This window comes from Bacillus sp. KICET-3, assembly GCF_033261025.1.
GTDB classification, from domain to species: domain Bacteria; phylum Bacillota; class Bacilli; order Bacillales; family Bacillaceae; genus Bacillus; species Bacillus sonorensis.
Genome location: NZ_CP137345.1, coordinates 130,727 through 148,389, shown reverse-complemented (window position 1 = coordinate 148,389; position 17,663 = coordinate 130,727). Strand labels below are relative to the sequence as shown.

Genomic DNA, 17,663 nt, shown 5'->3' with positions numbered 1-17,663 from the left:
CCTATCATTTATTTTTATTGTTCTTTTACAGAAACTAAATGAGATACTTTGTTAATCATTCCGCGGATAGCAGCGTTATCTTCGTGAACGACTGTTTGGTTTGTTTTCTTTAAACCAAGCGTTCTCACAGTGATGCGCTGATCTTCCGGGCGACCGATTACACTGCGTTTGAGGGTAATTTCTAATTTAGCCATTAATGTTCCCTCCTTATCCTAACAGTTCTTCTACAGATTTTCCACGAAGCTTCGCAACATCTTCAGCGCGTTTCAGTTCGCTTAATCCTTGAATTGTTGCACGGATCATGTTGATCGGTGTGTTAGAACCTAAAGATTTAGAAAGGATATCAGATACACCGGCAAGCTCAAGCACCGCACGTACTGGGCCTCCAGCGATAACTCCCGTACCTTCAGCAGCAGGTTTTAACAAGATGTTTCCTGCACCGAAACGTCCGATGATTTCGTGTGGAATTGTAGTTCCAACCATTGGTACTTCGATCAAATTCTTTTTCGCATCTTCAACAGCTTTGCGGATCGCTTCCGGCACTTCTTGTGCTTTACCAGTTCCGAATCCGACGTGACCGTTTTTGTCACCGACAACGACTAGAGCTGCGAAACGGAAACGACGACCACCTTTAACAACTTTCGCTACGCGGTTAACGGTAACTAAGCGTTCTTCTAACTCTAATTTGCTTGGGTCAATACGACGCATATTCATATGTCCCTCCTTCTTTTATTAAAATTCCAATCCAGCTTCGCGTGCAGCGTCAGCCAAAGCTTTTACACGTCCATGGTAAAGGTATCCGCCGCGGTCAAATACGACATTGGTAATACCTTTCTCAGAAGCGCGTTTTGCAACAAGCTCTCCAACTTTTGCAGCCGCAGACGTATCGCCGCTGTTCTCGGCGTTAAAGTCTTTATCAAGAGTAGATGCACTCACAAGTGTAACACCGTTCACGTCATCGATCACTTGCGCGTAAATATGTTTGTTTGAACGGAAAACATTTAGACGAGGTCTCTCAGGCGTTCCTGAAAGCTTCGCACGAACACGAGCGTGTCTTTTAAGACGTGCAGCATTCTTGCTTGTTTTCGTAATCATCTGGGTCACTCCTTTCTCACTTTAAGCGGTTTTACTTAGCAGATTTACCTTCTTTACGACGAACCATTTCTCCTTCATAGCGGATCCCTTTACCTTTGTAAGGCTCTGGAGAACGTACAGCACGGATGTTGGCAGCAGTAGCTCCAACGCGCTCTTTATCTGTACCTTTTACGACTATTTTTGTTTGAGATGGAACTTCGATTTCAATTCCGTTTTCAGGAACGATTTCTACAGGATGTGAGTATCCAACGTTTAAAACAAGTTTGTTTCCGGATTTAGAAGCACGGTAACCGACACCGACTAATTCCAAACCTCTTTCAAAGCCTTTGGATACACCTTCAACCATGTTTCCGATGATGCTGCGGGTCGTACCATGCAGCGCGCGATGTTCTTTATTATCAGAAGGACGTTCTACAGTCAGTACATTGTCCTCAATTTTGATGTTCATATCAGGATGAAACGTACGAGTTAATTCTCCTTTTGGTCCTTTCACGGTTACAGTGTTGTCGTTCAACGCAACTGTAACGCCTGAAGGAATCTCAAGTAGCTTCTTACCTACACGAGACATACCAAGCACCTCCATTCATGTTAAACTTTCTTACCAAACGTATGCTAATACTTCTCCGCCAGCTTGTTTAGCGCGGGCTTCTTTATCTGTCAACACACCATGTGATGTAGAAAGAATTGCGATTCCGAGTCCGTTAAGTACGCGAGGCACTTCGTTTGACTTAGCGTAAACGCGCAGACCAGGTTTGCTGATTCTTTTAAGACCAGTGATGACACGTTCGTTGTTTTGTCCGTATTTCAAGAAAACACGGATGATGCCTTGTTTGTTGTCTTCAATGTATTCTACGTCACGGATGAAACCTTCTCTTTTCAAGATTTCAGCGATTTCTCTTTTCAATTTAGAAGCAGGAATTTCAAGCTTCTCATGACGTACCATGTTTGCATTACGAATACGAGTCAGCATATCTGCAATCGGATCTGTCATAACCATTATTTAATAACCTCCTTCCCATAAACGGGGATTACCAGCTGGCTTTTTTAACGCCAGGAATTTGTCCTTTATATGCAAGTTCACGGAAACAAATACGGCAAAGCTTAAATTTACGAATAACAGAGTGTGGACGTCCGCAGCGTTCGCAGCGAGTGTACTCTTGTACTTTAAACTTCGGTGTACGTTTTTGCTTCGCAATCATTGACTTTTTAGCCACGATTTCGCCTCCCTTTCATTGATTATTTCTGGAATGGCATACCTAATTGAGTTAATAGTTCACGTGCTTCTTCATCTGTATTGGCAGTCGTTACAATAACGATGTCCATACCGCGAACTTTAGTTACCTTATCATAGTCAATTTCAGGGAAGATCAGCTGTTCTTTAATTCCTAATGTGTAGTTTCCGCGTCCGTCAAAAGATTTTTTGGAGATTCCGCGGAAGTCACGTACACGCGGTAAAGAAACAGAAATCAGTTTATCAAGGAAATCATACATGCGCTCTCCGCGAAGAGTTACTTTCGCACCGATCGGCATTCCTTCACGAAGACGGAATCCAGCAATAGATTTCTTCGCACGAGTAACAACAGGTTTCTGACCTGCGATAAACGTTAGTTCTTCAACAGCGCTATCGATTGCTTTAGCGTTTTGAACAGCGTCACCAACACCCATGTTGATTACGATTTTTTCGATTTTAGGCACTTGCATCACAGATTTGTAGTTAAACTTTTTCATTAATGCAGGTGAAATTTCTTTATTGTACTTTTCTTTAAGGCGGTTCATGAGATAGACCTCCCTTCCTTTATTACTAGTTATCTAGAACTTGCCCAGATTTTTTTGCAATACGAACTTTTTTGCCATTTTCTACTTTGTATCCTACGCGAGTCACTTCACCTGTTTTAGGATCGAGCGGCATTACGTTTGACACATGAATTGGCGCCTCTTGGTTCAAGATTCCGCCTTGAGGGTTTGCCTGAGTCGGCTTTGAGTGTTTCTTAACAATGTTGACACCCTCGACAATTACACGGTCTTTCTTAGGGAATGCAGCAAGGATCACTCCTTGTTTCCCTTTATCTTTACCAGAGATAACCATTACTTTATCGCCTTTTTTAACATGCATCCTGATCGCACCTCCTTAAAGTCCGGCATTGATATCATTAAAGTACTTCTGGAGCTAGAGAAACAATTTTCATAAAGTTGTTGTCACGAAGTTCACGTGCTACAGGTCCGAAGATACGAGTTCCGCGCGGGCTTTTGTCATCACGGATGATAACACATGCATTCTCATCGAATTTGATGTAAGATCCGTCGTTTCTGCGTGCTCCGCTTTTTGAACGAACGACAACAGCTTTTACGACATCACCTTTTTTGACAACGCCTCCTGGTGTTGCTTGTTTAACCGTGCAAACAATGACATCACCAATGTTAGCTGTCTTGCGTCCGGAACCGCCAAGAACTTTGATCGTTAATACTTCACGAGCACCAGAGTTGTCAGCTACTTTTAAACGAGTCTCTTGTTGAATCATTATTTGTTACCTCCCTTCGGAAAAAGGTTTCCGAACTTTATTAGATAATAACAGCTTCTTCGACAACCTCAACTAGACGAAAACGTTTAGTCGCAGATAATGGACGAGTTTCCATGATCTTTACGATGTCTCCGATTTTAGCTTGATTATTTTCATCATGTGCTTTGAATTTTTTAGAGTACTTTACGCGTTTACCGTAAAGCGGGTGTTTTTTGTATGTTTCAACAACAACAGTAATGGTTTTATCCATTTTGTCAGAAACGACACGTCCTTGGTAAACTTTGCGCTGATTGCGTTCGCTCATGTTTTAGAGAACCTCCCTCCGGTATTATTTGTTGGCAGCAATTTCTCTTTCCCGAATCACAGTTTTCATGCGCGCGATTGACTTGCGCACTTCACGGATGCGAGCAGTGTTTTCAAGTTGTCCTGTCGCTAATTGAAAGCGAAGATTGAAAAGTTCTTCTTTAAGAGACTTTACTTTTTGTTCAATTTCAGCAGTGGTAAGGTCACGAATTTCATTAGCTTTCATTTGATTCACCACCAATTTCTTCACGTTTTACGAACTTCGTTTTAATTGGCAATTTGTGAGATGCAAGACGAAGAGCTTCACGAGCGACTTCCTCAGACACACCAGAAATTTCAAATAAAACTTTGCCCGGTTTTACAACAGCTACCCATCCTTCTGGAGCACCTTTACCGGAACCCATCCGAACCTCTAGAGGCTTAGCTGTGTATGGTTTAGAAGGGAAAATTTTGATCCAAACTTTACCGCCACGTTTCATGTAACGAGTCATCGCAATACGGGCAGCTTCGATTTGGCGGTTTGTAATCCAAGAAGCTTCTTGAGCCTGGATACCGTATTCACCGAAATGCACTTCAGTGCCGCCTTTGGCACGGCCGCGCATTTTTCCGCGATGCTCTCTGCGATATTTAACGCGTTTTGGCATTAACATATTATTTTCCTCCTTCCTCAGTTTTCTTCTTAGTAGGAAGAACCTCTCCACGATAGATCCAGACTTTTACACCAAGCTTACCGTAAGTCGTATCAGCTTCTGATGTAGCATAGTCAATGTCTGCACGCAATGTGTGCAATGGAACAGTTCCTTCACTGTAGTATTCAGAGCGAGCGATATCTGCGCCGCCAAGACGACCGGATACCATTGTTTTCACACCTTGTGCACCAGCGCGCATTGTGCGTTGGATTTGTTGCTTTTGCGCACGACGGAATGAAATACGGTTTTCCAATTGACGAGCGATATTATCTGCAACCAGCTGAGCATCAAGATCAGCTTTTTTGATTTCAAGAATGTTAATGTGAACACGCTTGCCAGTAAGGTTGTTAAGGGCTTTGCGAAGCGCTTCGACTTCAGAACCGCCTTTACCGATAACCATACCAGGCTTAGCTGTGTGGATCGTAATGTTTACACGGTTTGCCGCACGTTCGATTTCCACTTTGGAAACAGAAGCGTCAGACAAGCGTTGGTTAATAAATTCACGGATTTTTAGATCTTCGTGAAGGAAGTCAGCGTAATCTTTGCCAGCGTACCACTTAGATTCCCAATCACGTATAACCCCAATACGAAGACCGACTGGATTTACCTTTTGACCCACGAGTTATCCCTCCTTCTTTTCTGATACAACGATAGTAATGTGGCTCGTACGTTTGTTGATTTGGCTTGCACGTCCCATAGCACGTGGACGGAATCTTTTTAACGTAGGGCCTTCGTTCACGTAAGCTTGAGTAACAACCAGGTTGTTTGCGTCCATTTCATAGTTGTGCTCAGCGTTAGCGACAGCAGATTTTAAAACTTTTTCAATAATCGGAGAAGCAGCTTTTGGCGTGTGATTTAAAATCGATACTGCTTCACCTACTTGCTTGCCTCGAATCAGGTCCATTACTAGACGTGCCTTACGAGGAGCAATACGGACTGTTCTTGCGACAGCTTTAGCTTGTTGCATTTAAAAGCCTCCTCTCATTAGCGTCTTGTTTTTTTGTCATCACTAGCATGACCTTTGTAAGTGCGAGTTGGTGCGAATTCACCCAACTTGTGACCTACCATATCTTCAGAGATGTAAACAGGCACATGTTTGCGTCCGTCATAGACTGCGATTGTGTGACCGATAAATTGCGGGAAAATAGTAGAACGGCGTGACCAAGTTTTCACAACTTGCTTCTTATCCGTTTCATTTAATTTCTCGATTTTTGTCATTAGATGATCATCGACAAATGGTCCTTTTTTTAAGCTGCGAGCCATTTTGGAACCTCCCTTCGTGATTGCACTACGGTCCGATAAGAACCGTAGACAACCCCGTTATTTATTTTTACGACGACGTACGATGAATTTATCTGATTTGTTCTTCTTCTTACGCGTTTTGAATCCAAGAGTTGGTTTACCCCATGGAGACATAGGTGATTTACGTCCGATTGGAGCGCGTCCTTCACCACCACCGTGCGGGTGATCGTTAGGGTTCATAACAGAACCGCGAACTGTAGGGCGAACGCCTTTCCAGCGAGAACGTCCGGCTTTACCGATGTTGATCAGTTCGTGCTGTTCGTTACCCACTTGGCCGATTGTGGCGCGGCAAGCAGAAAGAATCATGCGAACTTCACCGGAGTTAAGACGTACAAGAACGTATTTACCTTCTTTACCAAGAACTTGGGCAGATGTACCAGCTGAACGTACCAGCTGTCCGCCTTTTCCAGGTTTCAATTCAATGTTGTGCACAACTGTACCAACTGGGATGTTGATAAGTGGAAGTGCATTACCTACTTTGATGTCAGCTTCTGCACCTGACATAATTTCAGTTCCTACTTGAAGGCCTTTAGGAGCCAGAATGTAGCGTTTTTCTCCGTCTACATAGTTAATTAGAGCAATGTTCGCTGAACGGTTTGGATCGTACTCAACTGTAGCAACGCGTCCAGGTATACCATCTTTATCGCGTTTGAAGTCGATAATACGGTATTGGCGTTTATGTCCGCCGCCTTGATGACGTACAGTTAATTTACCTTGGTTGTTGCGTCCGCCTTTTTTGTGAAGCGGGGCAAGCAAGGATTTTTCCGGCTGATCTGTCGTGATTTCTGCGAAATCTGAAGATGTCATGCCGCGACGTCCGTTAGAGGTCGGTTTGTACTTTTTAATCGCCATTTTGAATTTCCCTCCTTCTTTTTACAAGTGATTAAGCTTCAAAAATTTCGATTTCTTTGCTGTCTGCAGTAAGTTTTACAATTGCTTTTCTGCGACGGTTTGTCATACCAGAGTAGCGGCCGACACGTTTGAATTTCCCTTTGTAGTTCATAATGTTGACTTTTTCAACCTTCACTCCAAAGATTTCTTCAACTGCGTCTTTCACTTCTGTTTTATTAGCTTTAACGTCTACTTCAAACGTATATTTCTTTTCAGCCATTAAATCAGCAGAACGTTCAGTAATGACGGGGCGCTTAAGAACATCACGAGGATCTTTCATTATGCAAGCACCTCCTCTACTTTTTCAACCGCTGCTTTTGTCATCACAAGCTTCTCGTGACCGACAACATCAAGTACGTTGATTCCGTTTGCTTCAACAACAGTAACTCCAGGAAGGTTGCGAGCAGATAGTGCAACTGTTTCGTTAGAGTCTGCAGTAACGATTAAAGCTTTCTTTTCGATAGACAGGCCTTTAAGGACAGCTGCCATTTCTTTTGTTTTAACCGCATCAAGAGTAAGATCTTCAAGTACGATCAGGTTGTTGTCGTTCACTTTAGAAGACAATGCTGATTTGATTGCCAAGCGGCGAACTTTTTTCGGTAATTTATAAGCATAGCTGCGTGGTGTCGGACCGAATACGATACCACCTCCGCGCCATTGTGGTGAACGGATAGATCCCTGACGGGCACGGCCAGTGCCTTTTTGACGCCAAGGTTTGCGACCTCCGCCACTAACTTCAGAACGATTTTTGACTTTGTGAGTTCCTTGTCGCAAGGAAGCTCTTTGCATAAGAATAGCGTCGAATACCACGCTCTCATTTGGCTCGATTCCAAATACAGAGTCGTTCAATTCGATTTCACCAGCAGTAGAACCGTTTTGGTTATATAATGCTACTTTTGGCATGATCAATTTCCTCCTTTCCTAAGAGAATTATTTAGATTTAACAGCACTTTTAATAGTGACTAGTGATTTTTTGGCACCAGGAACGTTTCCTTTGATTAAAAGAAGATTGCGCTCAGCATCAACTTTTACGATTTCAAGGTTTTGAACAGTGATTTGCTCTCCGCCCATGCGTCCAGGCAACAGCTTTCCTTTGAATACACGGTTAGGGTCTACCGGTCCCATTGAACCAGGACGACGATGGTAGCGTGAACCGTGAGACATAGGTCCGCGAGATTGTCCGTGGCGTTTGATCGCACCTTGGAAACCTTTTCCTTTTGATGTTCCTGTTACATCTACGATTTCTCCGTTAGAGAAAATATCAACTTTGACTTCCTGACCAACTTCATACGCATCCATATCCACTCCGCGTAATTCTTTAACGAAGCGCTTAGGTGCAGTTTCCGCTTTTGCGACGTGGCCTTTTTCCGGCTTGTTGGCAAGCTTTTCACGCTTGTCGTCAAAACCGATCTGAATCGCTTCATAGCCGTCGTTTTCAACAGTTTTCTTTTGAAGTACAACGTTAGCTGCAGCTTCAACAACAGTTACCGGAATAAGATCACCGTTTTCTGCGAAAACTTGCGTCATACCAATTTTTCTTCCTAAGATTCCTTTGGTCATTCGTCACACCTCCTGTTAAGATCATTCTATATTTAGATTAAAGTTTAATTTCGATATCGACACCAGATGGTAAATCTAATCGCATTAATGCATCGACAGTTTGTGGGGTTGGGTTCACAATGTCGATTAAACGTTTATGTGTACGCATTTCAAATTGCTCACGAGAATCTTTGTATTTGTGCACCGCACGAAGGATTGTGTAAACTGATTTTTCAGTTGGCAACGGAATCGGACCAGATACGCTGGCACCGGAGCGTTTTGCCGTTTCAACAATCTTCTCAGCGGATTGATCAAGGATTCTATGATCATACGCTTTTAAACGAATACGAATTTTTTGTTTTGCCATTATTTTCCCTCCTTTTCGCCTACTTACATTAGACAATTCTCCGTGAGAAAAACCTGAATCACCTTGCCATGGCAAAGCGGCCGGGTGTGTCAGCAACCTCTCACTTCATCGCAGTCAAAGACCAACATGCACTATTATACAAAATTTATAGGCATGTTGCAAGGTAATATTGAATATTACCGGCATTTGCACACTTTTTTAATTATACAGATTGAGCCTCCGGTAATCAAGAACTTATCAGCGGAAAATATCTCCCATCATGAAAGCATATTGATCTTGAAAAATCGCTGACTGAATAAGAAAAAAACGAGATCCAAGCGGATCCCGTTTTTTTATTGAAATAAGTATTATTCAACGATAGAAGTTACAACGCCTGATCCAACAGTACGTCCGCCTTCACGGATAGAGAAGCGAGTACCGTCTTCGATCGCGATCGTTGAGATCAGTTCAACGTTCATTTCGATGTTGTCTCCAGGCATAACCATTTCTACGCCTTCTGGAAGCTGAATGATACCAGTTACGTCAGTTGTACGGAAGTAGAACTGCGGACGGTAGTTAGAGAAGAATGGAGTGTGACGTCCACCTTCTTCTTTAGAAAGAACGTAAACTTCAGCTTTGAATTTTTTGTGCGGAGTGATTGTACCTGGTTGAGCAAGTACTTGACCGCGTTGAATTTCTTCACGGGATACACCGCGAAGAAGTGCACCGATGTTGTCTCCAGCTTCAGCATAGTCAAGAAGCTTACGGAACATTTCAACACCTGTAACAGTTGTTTTCTTGTTTTCTTCTTGAAGACCGATGATTTCAACTTCGTCACCGACTTTAACTTGACCGCGTTCTACACGACCAGTAGCAACAGTACCACGACCAGTGATTGAGAATACGTCCTCAACCGGCATCATGAACGGCTTGTCAGTTTCACGTTCTGGAGTTGGGATGTACTCGTCCACAGCAGCCATCAGTTCAAGAATTTTTTCTTCGTATTGAGCGTCTCCTTCAAGAGCTTTAAGAGCAGAACCTTTGATAACTGGTACATCGTCACCAGGGAATTCGTACTCAGAAAGAAGATCGCGAACTTCCATTTCAACTAGCTCAAGAAGCTCTTCGTCGTCTACCATGTCGCATTTGTTAAGGAATACAACGATGTAAGGCACGCCTACGTTACGAGAAAGAAGGATGTGCTCACGAGTTTGCGGCATTGGACCGTCAGCTGCAGAAACAACCAGGATCGCTCCGTCCATTTGCGCAGCACCAGTGATCATGTTTTTAACATAGTCAGCGTGTCCTGGGCAGTCAACGTGTGCATAGTGACGAGTGTCAGTTTCGTACTCAACGTGTGCAGTAGAGATTGTGATTCCACGCTCACGCTCTTCCGGCGCACCGTCGATTTGATCGTATGCACGAGCTTCCGCTTTACCTGTTTTAGATAGAACAGTTGTGATAGCTGCAGTTAATGTAGTTTTACCATGGTCAACGTGTCCAATTGTACCGATGTTGGCATGTGATTTGGAACGGTCGAATTTTTCTTTAGCCATTCTGAAAATCCTCCTTAAAAGGGTTTATTTTTAATATATAGAGTGATAGAAAGTGAAAGCTTAGTTTCACTTTCTCATCTTACAATAGTAGTTATACTTTAATGAAGTGGCAAAATCAATTATTCGCCTTTATTTTTTTTGATGATCTCATCAGCGATGCTCTTAGGCACTTCTTCGTAGTGGTCAAAGACCATTGTGAACGTACCGCGTCCTTGTGTGTTTGAACGGAGCGCCGTAGCGTAACCGAACATTTCAGAAAGCGGAACCATCGCGCGAACGACCTGAGCGTTTCCGCGTCCTTCCATACCTTCTACGCGACCGCGGCGTGATGTAATGTCACCCATGATGTCTCCCATGTATTCTTCTGGGATAACGACTTCAACTTTGGAGATCGGCTCAAGAATAACCGGGTTACACTTGCTTGCCGCGTTTTTAAGCGCCATGGAAGCGGCGATTTTAAACGCCATTTCGTTAGAGTCGACATCGTGGTAAGAACCATCAAACAGTTTTGCTTTGATGTCGATGACAGGGTAGCCTGCGATAACACCGTTTTGCAGTGCATCTTCAAGCCCCGCCTGAACAGCCGGGATGTATTCACGTGGAACGACACCGCCGACGATTGCATTTTCGAATTCAAAGCCTTTTCCTTCTTCGTTTGGAGAGAATTCGATCCAAACGTGTCCGAATTGTCCGCGTCCACCGGACTGACGTACGAATTTACCTTCAACTTGCGCGCTCGCACGGAATGTTTCACGATACGCAACTTGAGGAGCACCGACGTTGGCTTCTACTTTAAATTCGCGTTTCATACGGTCAACGATGATATCAAGGTGAAGCTCACCCATACCGCCGATGATCGTTTGGCCTGTTTCAGCGTCTGTATGCGCACGGAATGTTGGATCTTCTTCAGCCAGTTTAGCCAGTGCGGTAGACATTTTGTCTTGGTCAGCCTTAGATTTAGGCTCGATCGCAACGTGGATAACAGGCTCAGGGAATTCCATTGATTCAAGGATAACAAGGTTTTTCTCGTCACATAGAGTGTCACCTGTTGTTGTATCCTTCAGACCTACAGCTGCTGCGATATCCCCTGCGTAAACAGTAGAGATTTCTTCACGGCTGTTGGCGTGCATTTGCAGAATACGGCCGACACGCTCACGTTTGCCTTTTGTTGAGTTTCTTACGTATGAACCTGAATCAAGCGTTCCTGAGTACACACGGAAGAACGTCAGTTTACCAACGTAAGGGTCAGTCATAACTTTAAACGCCAATGCTGAGAAAGGTGCGTCGTCAGAAGACTCACGCGTAACCTCTTCGTCAGAATCAGGCAGAATACCTTTGATTGCTGGTACGTCAGTTGGAGCTGGAAGGTAGTCAAGAACTGCGTCAAGCACTAATTGAACACCTTTGTTTTTGAAAGCTGAACCACAAAGAACCGGATAGAATTCAACGTTACAAGTTCCTTTACGGATCGCTGCTTTCAGCTCGTCAACTGTGATTTCTTCTCCTTCCAAGTACTTCATCATAAGCTCTTCATCAAGCTCTGCAACAGCTTCGATTAAGCTGGCGCGAAGCTCTTCAGCTTTGTCTTTGTACTCGGCAGGGATTTCACGCGCATCAGAGCGTGTTCCAAGATCATCTTCGTAGTAGTATGCTACGTTTTCTACAAGATCGATGATCCCTTCGAAGTTGTCTTCGGCTCCAATCGGTAATTGGATCGCATGAGCGTTTGCCTCAAGACGGTCTCTCAGAGTACCTACAGAGTAAAGGAAATCCGCACCCGTTTTGTCCATTTTGTTGACGAATACGATACGGGGTACTCCGTAAGTAGTTGCCTGACGCCAAACTGTTTCAGTTTGCGGCTCAACGCCGGATTGTGCGTCAAGAACAGCAACGGCACCATCAAGCACGCGCAGGGAACGTTCAACTTCAACTGTGAAGTCTACGTGTCCTGGTGTGTCGATGATGTTGACGCGGTGTCCTTTCCATTGTGCAGTAGTCGCAGCAGATGTAATCGTGATACCGCGTTCTTGTTCCTGCTCCATCCAGTCCATTTGGGAAGCCCCTTCATGAGTTTCACCAATTTTATGGATACGGCCTGTGTAGAACAAGATACGTTCAGTTGTAGTCGTTTTACCGGCATCAATGTGAGCCATGATCCCGATATTACGAGTTTTTTCTAAGGAGAACTCTCTTGCCATTGGGTCTTTCTCCTTCCTTCTTAGGAAATAATATTTTATCGCGTAAGATTACCAGCGATAGTGAGCAAACGCTTTGTTCGCTTCAGCCATCTTATGAGTATCTTCACGTTTCTTAACAGCAGCACCAGTGTTGTTGGCTGCATCTAAAATTTCGTTAGCTAGACGCTCTTCCATCGTTTTTTCACCGCGAAGACGAGCGTAGTTTACTAACCAGCGAAGTCCAAGAGTCGTACGACGTTCAGGACGAACCTCTACAGGCACTTGGTAGTTCGCACCACCTACACGGCGTGCTTTAACTTCAAGTACAGGCATGATGTTTTTCAAGGCTTGTTCGAAAACCTCCATTGCATCGTTGCCGGTACGTTCTTTAATGATATCGAATGACTTGTATAGGATTGTTTGAGCTTTACCTTTTTTACCGTCGATCATCATTTTGTTGATCAAACGAGTAACCAGCTTAGAGTTGTAAATTGGATCAGGTAAAACGTCTCTTTTTGCTACAGGACCTTTACGTGGCATCTGATTATCCTCCCTTCTCTTGTTGCGGGCTTAAAGCAAGCAAAGGGATTTGTTCCGGCTTCTGATACAGCACGGAAGCATCCGCTTCCCGCGGAAGTCCGATACCCTAACAGCTTTGCCAGAATTCCCCGCTTTTAAAAACCCTTTTATTTATATGAAACTGAATTATTTTTTCTTAGGACGTTTTGTACCGTATTTAGAACGGCCTTGTGCACGGTTTTCAACTCCGGCAGTATCAAGTGCGCCACGCACGATGTGGTAGCGTACCCCCGGTAAGTCTTTAACACGTCCGCCGCGGATCAATACGACACTGTGCTCTTGCAGGTTGTGCCCGATACCAGGAATGTAGGCAGTAACCTCGATTCCGTTTGTCAAGCGAACACGGGCATATTTACGAAGCGCTGAGTTCGGCTTCTTCGGTGTCATTGTACCAACACGAGTACAAACCCCGCGTTTTTGTGGTGAAGATACGTTAGTGTGCTCTTTCTTAAAGCTGTTGTATCCTTTGTTAAGTGCAGGAGACTTAGAAGTTTCTACTTTGTTCACGCGTCCCTTGCGTACTAATTGATTAATTGTAGGCATGTTGTATTTCCTCCCTTCATCATGTTTTATAACCCACATACCCAGGTGGTTCATTTAAAACCAAAAAACAATGTCTTTGCAAGATTAGCAAAAACAGCGAGTACGTTATTGAATAATGGCAACAGTTGCCGCACCGACTTCAATTCCGCAGGCTTTGCCGAGCTTTTTCATGGACTCCGCCATTGAGACGGGAATGCCTTGTTTATTTGCCAGATTGATAACACCTGCCGTCAGACAAGGATCTGCGTCTTTTGCGACGACAACTTCCTTTACAGAATTGCGTTTGAGCGCTTTGACTGTCTGCTTCGTACCGATAATAATAGATTGAGCCTGTGATACTTTATCATAAGACATTATACATCCTCCAAAGTAACAGGTTTAAATTGAGCACCTTGGTTATATTATCATCCTGAAAGAAGGATGTCAACACAGTATGACAATTTTTAGTGACATCCTTCTTTAGGATTCTTTATCTCTATTCTGCCGGAACCATTTCTTCGGAAGATTTGACTTGCAGCACCGGCTTCACTTTACGGTAGTTCAGCATACCTGTTCCAGCCGGAACAAGCTTACCGATAATGACATTCTCTTTCAGACCGAGAAGCTCATCTCGTTTTCCTTTGATCGCTGCATCTGTCAGGACACGTGTTGTCTCCTGGAATGATGCGGCAGACAGGAAGGAATCTGTTTCAAGTGATGCTTTTGTGATACCGAGAAGCACCGGACGGCCTGTCGCAGGTCGTTTTCCTTCAAGCAGCACTTTTTTGTTTGCTTGAGTAAACTGGTGAATGTCGAGCAATGTGCCAGGCAGCACGTCTGTGTCGCCGGCATCGATGACACGAACTTTGCGAAGCATCTGGCGAACCATAACCTCGACGTGTTTATCCCCGATTTCAACACCCTGCATGCGGTAAACCTTCTGCACCTCATGCAGAAGATATTCCTGAACGGTTGTGATGTCCGTTACTTTCAGAAGCTCTTTCGGATCAACCGAACCTTCTGTCAGGACTTGACCGCGGGAAATCTTATCGCCTTCTGCCACTTTCAGGCGGGCGTTGTAAGGCGCCGTGTAGGAGCGGGTTTCAACTTCACCCTGAACGACGATTTCCTGCTGCTTATCGCGCACTTCATTGATTTCGGCTACGACACCGTCAATTTCGGAGATCGTCGCCTGGCCTTTAGGATTACGCGCTTCGAACAATTCCTGAATACGCGGCAAACCTTGTGTAATATCGTCTCCGGCAACCCCGCCTGTGTGGAAGGTACGCATTGTTAACTGAGTACCCGGCTCACCGATAGACTGGGCGGCGATGATTCCGACTGCTTCCCCGACTTCAACATCGGTTCCAGTCGCCAGGTTGCGGCCGTAGCATCGTTTGCATACTCCGTGCGACGTATTACATGTAAATGCGGAGCGGATCCACACTTCTTCAATGCCTGCTTCGACAATTTCGATCGCTTTGTCTTCGTCGATCAGTTCATTTTCTTTAACAAGGATTTCTCCCGTTTCAGGATGTTTCACAGGTTTTCTTGCAAAGCGGCCGACGAGACGTTCTTCAAGACGCTCGATCACTTCAGTGCCTTCAGTGATGGCTTTCGCCAGAATACCGCGGTCAGTACCGCAATCTGTCTCACGAATGATGACATCCTGAGCCACGTCTACGAGACGGCGTGTCAAGTAACCTGAGTCAGCCGTTTTCAGGGCTGTGTCGGCAAGACCTTTACGCGCACCGTGGGTGGAGATAAAGTACTCCAACACTGTTAAACCTTCGCGGAAGCTTGATTTGATCGGAAGCTCGATAATCCGTCCGGCCGGGTTGGCCATCAGACCGCGCATTCCTGCAAGCTGTGTAAAGTTTGACGCGTTACCCCGGGCTCCAGAGTCACTCATCATGTAGATCGGGTTGATTTCATCCAAGGATTTCATCAGCTTGCCTTGAATGGTATCTTTAGCGGCGCTCCAGATGGAAATGACGCGTTCATAACGCTCTTCTTCAGTAATCAGACCGCGTCTGAACTGTTTCATGACATTATCGACTTTTCCTTGTGCTTCTTCAAGAATTTCCTGCTTATCATCCAAAACGACGATATCAGAAACACCGACCGTAATTCCGGCTTTTGTTGAATATTTAAAGCCGAGGTTTTTCATGCGGTCAAGCATTTTGGACGTTTCGGTAATGTGGAATCTTTTGAAGATCTCCGCAATGATTTTACCCAAAATGCCTTTTTTGAACGGCGCATTGATTTCTTGGTTTCGGATTGCCTCTTTTACATCGACGCCGTAATCCACGAAGAAACGGTCAGGCGTTTTTTCTTCGATGTTGCTCTTCGTCGGTTCGTTCATGTACGGGAACGATGGCGGAAGAATTTCGTTGAAGATCAGCTTACCGACTGTTGTGATCAGCAGTTTGGAACGCTGTTCTTCCGTGAATGTTTCATTTTTCAAGGAGTTGACCGCAACGGCCACTCTTGTATGCAGATGAACATATCCGTTTTGATATGCAAGCAGCGCTTCATCCGTATCTTTGAAAATCATACCTTCGCCGACAGCGCCTGGCCGTTCAAGCGTGAGGTAGTAGTTTCCAAGAACCATGTCCTGAGACGGCGTAACAACCGGTTTTCCGTCTTTAGGGTTTAAGATGTTTTGCGCAGCAAGCATGAGAATGCGCGCTTCAGCTTGCGCCTCTGCTGATAAAGGAACGTGAACCGCCATTTGGTCACCGTCAAAGTCGGCGTTGTATGCCGTACATACGAGCGGGTGAAGACGGATGGCACGGCCTTCAACAAGCGTAGGCTCAAATGCCTGGATTCCGAGTCTGTGAAGCGTAGGTGCACGGTTGAGAAGAACCGGGTGCTCCTTGATAACTGACTCAAGAACATCCCAAACTTCAGGCTGAACGCGTTCAATTTTACGCTTCGCACTCTTAATGTTATGAGCAAGACCTTTTTCAACAAGCTCTTTCATGACGAAAGGCTTGAACAGTTCCAAAGCCATTTCTTTCGGAAGGCCGCATTGGTACATTTTCAGGTTCGGACCAACGACGATAACCGAACGTCCTGAATAGTCAACACGCTTACCGAGAAGGTTTTGACGGAAACGGCCTTGTTTACCTTTCAGCATGTGGGAAAGGGATTTTAGCGGCCTGTTTCCAGGACCCGTAACCGGACGGCCTCTGCGTCCGTTATCGATTAATGCGTCAACGGCTTCTTGAAGCATCCGCTTTTCGTTTTGAACGATGATGCTTGGGGCTCCAAGATCGAGCAGGCGTTTCAAGCGATTGTTACGGTTGATCACGCGGCGGTACAAATCGTTAAGGTCGGAAGTCGCAAAACGTCCGCCATCAAGCTGTACCATTGGTCTCAGCTCAGGAGGAATAACCGGAAGAACATCAAGGATCATCCAAGACGGTTTATTTCCGGAATTACGGAATGCTTCCAACACTTCAAGACGCTTGATCGCACGTGTACGACGCTGCCCCTGTGACGTTTTCAGCTCTTCCTTGAGCATATCGACTTCTTTATCAAGATCGATATCCTGAAGGAGCTTATGAATCGCTTCAGCCCCCATGGAAGCTTGAAATTTATTGCCGTATTTATCAAGGTACGCACGGTATTCTTTTTCAGAAAGAAGCTGCTTTTTCTCAAGCGGCGTGTTTGCCGGATCTGTTACGACATAAGAAGCAAAGTAGATGACTTCTTCCAATGCACGCGGAGACATATCCAGCACAAGACCCATACGGCTTGGAATTCCTTTAAAATACCAGATGTGAGAAACCGGGGCTGCCAGTTCGATATGCCCCATTCTCTCACGACGGACTTTAGCCCGGGTTACTTCAACTCCACAACGGTCGCAAACTACGCCTTTATAACGAACTCGCTTGTACTTTCCGCAATGGCATTCCCAGTCCTTTTGAGGACCGAAAATGCGCTCGCAGAACAGACCATCTTTTTCAGGTTTCAAAGTACGATAGTTGATTGTTTCAGGCTTTTTCACTTCTCCGTAAGACCATGAACGGATTTTATCAGGTGAAGCGAGACCGATGTTCATATACTCAAAATTGTTCACATCCAGCAAGGGGCCTACCTCCCTTTTTATCTTCGGGTTATACCCATGTCACTTGCGT

26 protein-coding genes are annotated in these 17,663 nt (G+C 44.8%); all 26 read right to left on the bottom strand.

From position 1 onward, the window contains the following. Positions 1-14: 14 nt before the first annotated feature. Positions 15-194 (bottom strand): 50S ribosomal protein L30, encoded by a 180-nt coding sequence (gene rpmD, locus R5H20_RS00840; protein ID WP_006640333.1) that lies wholly within the window; start codon positions 192-194, stop codon positions 15-17. A gap of 13 nt (positions 195-207) precedes the next feature. Next, complete coding sequence (gene rpsE / locus R5H20_RS00835; protein ID WP_006640332.1) at positions 208-708, bottom strand: 30S ribosomal protein S5; 501 nt, start codon at positions 706-708, stop codon at positions 208-210. Positions 709-732: 24 nt separating this feature from the next. Beyond that, complete coding sequence (rplR, locus tag R5H20_RS00830) at positions 733-1,095, bottom strand: 50S ribosomal protein L18 (protein ID WP_006640331.1); 363 nt, start codon at positions 1,093-1,095, stop codon at positions 733-735. A gap of 31 nt (positions 1,096-1,126) precedes the next feature. Next, a complete protein-coding gene (gene rplF / locus R5H20_RS00825) occupies positions 1,127-1,663 on the bottom strand; it encodes a 50S ribosomal protein L6 (protein ID WP_006640330.1) in 537 nt (178 codons plus the stop codon). 30 nt (positions 1,664-1,693) lie between these two features. Continuing rightward, positions 1,694-2,092, bottom strand: coding sequence for a 30S ribosomal protein S8 (rpsH, locus tag R5H20_RS00820; protein WP_006640329.1), 399 nt, complete (start codon positions 2,090-2,092; stop codon positions 1,694-1,696). Positions 2,093-2,123: 31 nt separating this feature from the next. Beyond that, the gene (gene rpsN, locus R5H20_RS00815) at positions 2,124-2,309 is read right to left on the bottom strand and encodes a 30S ribosomal protein S14 (RefSeq protein WP_003178353.1); all 186 of its coding nucleotides are present in this window, start codon (positions 2,307-2,309) and stop codon (positions 2,124-2,126) included. 22 nt (positions 2,310-2,331) lie between these two features. Then, the gene (gene rplE, locus R5H20_RS00810; RefSeq protein WP_006640328.1) at positions 2,332-2,871 is read right to left on the bottom strand and encodes a 50S ribosomal protein L5; all 540 of its coding nucleotides are present in this window, start codon (positions 2,869-2,871) and stop codon (positions 2,332-2,334) included. Positions 2,872-2,896: 25 nt separating this feature from the next. Further along, the gene (gene rplX / locus R5H20_RS00805) at positions 2,897-3,208 is read right to left on the bottom strand and encodes a 50S ribosomal protein L24 (RefSeq protein ID WP_006640327.1); all 312 of its coding nucleotides are present in this window, start codon (positions 3,206-3,208) and stop codon (positions 2,897-2,899) included. Positions 3,209-3,245: 37 nt separating this feature from the next. After that, complete coding sequence (gene rplN, locus R5H20_RS00800) at positions 3,246-3,614, bottom strand: 50S ribosomal protein L14 (RefSeq protein WP_006640326.1); 369 nt, start codon at positions 3,612-3,614, stop codon at positions 3,246-3,248. A 40-nt stretch (positions 3,615-3,654) separates the two neighbouring features. After that, positions 3,655-3,918, bottom strand: a complete 264-nt coding sequence (rpsQ, locus tag R5H20_RS00795; RefSeq protein WP_006640325.1) for a 30S ribosomal protein S17 — start codon at positions 3,916-3,918, stop codon at positions 3,655-3,657. Positions 3,919-3,942: 24 nt separating this feature from the next. Next, on the bottom strand, positions 3,943-4,143 hold the full coding sequence (gene rpmC, locus R5H20_RS00790; RefSeq protein WP_003178343.1) for a 50S ribosomal protein L29: 201 nt from the start codon (positions 4,141-4,143) through the stop codon (positions 3,943-3,945). Then, entirely contained in the window at positions 4,133-4,567 is a 435-nt protein-coding gene (rplP, locus tag R5H20_RS00785) for a 50S ribosomal protein L16 (protein WP_006640324.1), read from the bottom strand. The genes rpmC and rplP overlap by 11 nt, the downstream gene beginning before the upstream one ends. A 1-nt stretch (position 4,568) precedes the next feature. Then, positions 4,569-5,225 carry a 30S ribosomal protein S3 gene (gene rpsC / locus R5H20_RS00780; protein WP_006640323.1) on the bottom strand — a complete coding sequence of 219 codons (657 nt, stop codon included), beginning with the start codon at positions 5,223-5,225 and terminating at the stop codon, positions 4,569-4,571. Between the two features lie 3 nt (positions 5,226-5,228). Further along, positions 5,229-5,573 (bottom strand): 50S ribosomal protein L22, encoded by a 345-nt coding sequence (rplV, locus tag R5H20_RS00775; RefSeq protein WP_006640322.1) that lies wholly within the window; start codon positions 5,571-5,573, stop codon positions 5,229-5,231. A 17-nt stretch (positions 5,574-5,590) separates the two neighbouring features. Next, positions 5,591-5,869 (bottom strand): 30S ribosomal protein S19, encoded by a 279-nt coding sequence (rpsS, locus tag R5H20_RS00770; protein WP_006640321.1) that lies wholly within the window; start codon positions 5,867-5,869, stop codon positions 5,591-5,593. Between the two features lie 57 nt (positions 5,870-5,926). After that, positions 5,927-6,760 carry a 50S ribosomal protein L2 gene (gene rplB / locus R5H20_RS00765; RefSeq protein ID WP_029418439.1) on the bottom strand — a complete coding sequence of 278 codons (834 nt, stop codon included), beginning with the start codon at positions 6,758-6,760 and terminating at the stop codon, positions 5,927-5,929. Positions 6,761-6,791: 31 nt separating this feature from the next. Further along, the gene (rplW, locus tag R5H20_RS00760) at positions 6,792-7,079 is read right to left on the bottom strand and encodes a 50S ribosomal protein L23 (protein ID WP_006640319.1); all 288 of its coding nucleotides are present in this window, start codon (positions 7,077-7,079) and stop codon (positions 6,792-6,794) included. Then, on the bottom strand, positions 7,079-7,702 hold the full coding sequence (gene rplD / locus R5H20_RS00755; protein ID WP_006640318.1) for a 50S ribosomal protein L4: 624 nt from the start codon (positions 7,700-7,702) through the stop codon (positions 7,079-7,081). The genes rplW and rplD overlap by 1 nt, the downstream gene beginning before the upstream one ends. 27 nt (positions 7,703-7,729) lie before the next feature. Beyond that, on the bottom strand, positions 7,730-8,359 hold the full coding sequence (gene rplC / locus R5H20_RS00750; RefSeq protein ID WP_006640317.1) for a 50S ribosomal protein L3: 630 nt from the start codon (positions 8,357-8,359) through the stop codon (positions 7,730-7,732). Positions 8,360-8,396: 37 nt separating this feature from the next. Then, positions 8,397-8,705, bottom strand: coding sequence for a 30S ribosomal protein S10 (gene rpsJ, locus R5H20_RS00745; RefSeq protein ID WP_003156464.1), 309 nt, complete (start codon positions 8,703-8,705; stop codon positions 8,397-8,399). Between the two features lie 347 nt (positions 8,706-9,052). Beyond that, entirely contained in the window at positions 9,053-10,240 is a 1,188-nt protein-coding gene (gene tuf / locus R5H20_RS00740; RefSeq protein WP_006640316.1) for an elongation factor Tu, read from the bottom strand. Positions 10,241-10,359: 119 nt separating this feature from the next. Beyond that, the gene (gene fusA / locus R5H20_RS00735) at positions 10,360-12,438 is read right to left on the bottom strand and encodes an elongation factor G (RefSeq protein WP_006640315.1); all 2,079 of its coding nucleotides are present in this window, start codon (positions 12,436-12,438) and stop codon (positions 10,360-10,362) included. 48 nt (positions 12,439-12,486) lie between these two features. Continuing rightward, positions 12,487-12,957 (bottom strand): 30S ribosomal protein S7, encoded by a 471-nt coding sequence (gene rpsG, locus R5H20_RS00730; RefSeq protein WP_006640314.1) that lies wholly within the window; start codon positions 12,955-12,957, stop codon positions 12,487-12,489. A gap of 165 nt (positions 12,958-13,122) precedes the next feature. Then, positions 13,123-13,539 carry a 30S ribosomal protein S12 gene (gene rpsL / locus R5H20_RS00725; protein WP_006640313.1) on the bottom strand — a complete coding sequence of 139 codons (417 nt, stop codon included), beginning with the start codon at positions 13,537-13,539 and terminating at the stop codon, positions 13,123-13,125. A 105-nt stretch (positions 13,540-13,644) separates the two neighbouring features. Next, positions 13,645-13,893, bottom strand: coding sequence for a 50S ribosomal protein L7ae-like protein (locus R5H20_RS00720; protein ID WP_006640312.1), 249 nt, complete (start codon positions 13,891-13,893; stop codon positions 13,645-13,647). Positions 13,894-14,014: 121 nt separating this feature from the next. Next, positions 14,015-17,614 carry a DNA-directed RNA polymerase subunit beta' gene (gene rpoC, locus R5H20_RS00715; protein WP_006640311.1) on the bottom strand — a complete coding sequence of 1,200 codons (3,600 nt, stop codon included), beginning with the start codon at positions 17,612-17,614 and terminating at the stop codon, positions 14,015-14,017. Between the last annotated feature and the right edge of the window lie 49 nt (positions 17,615-17,663).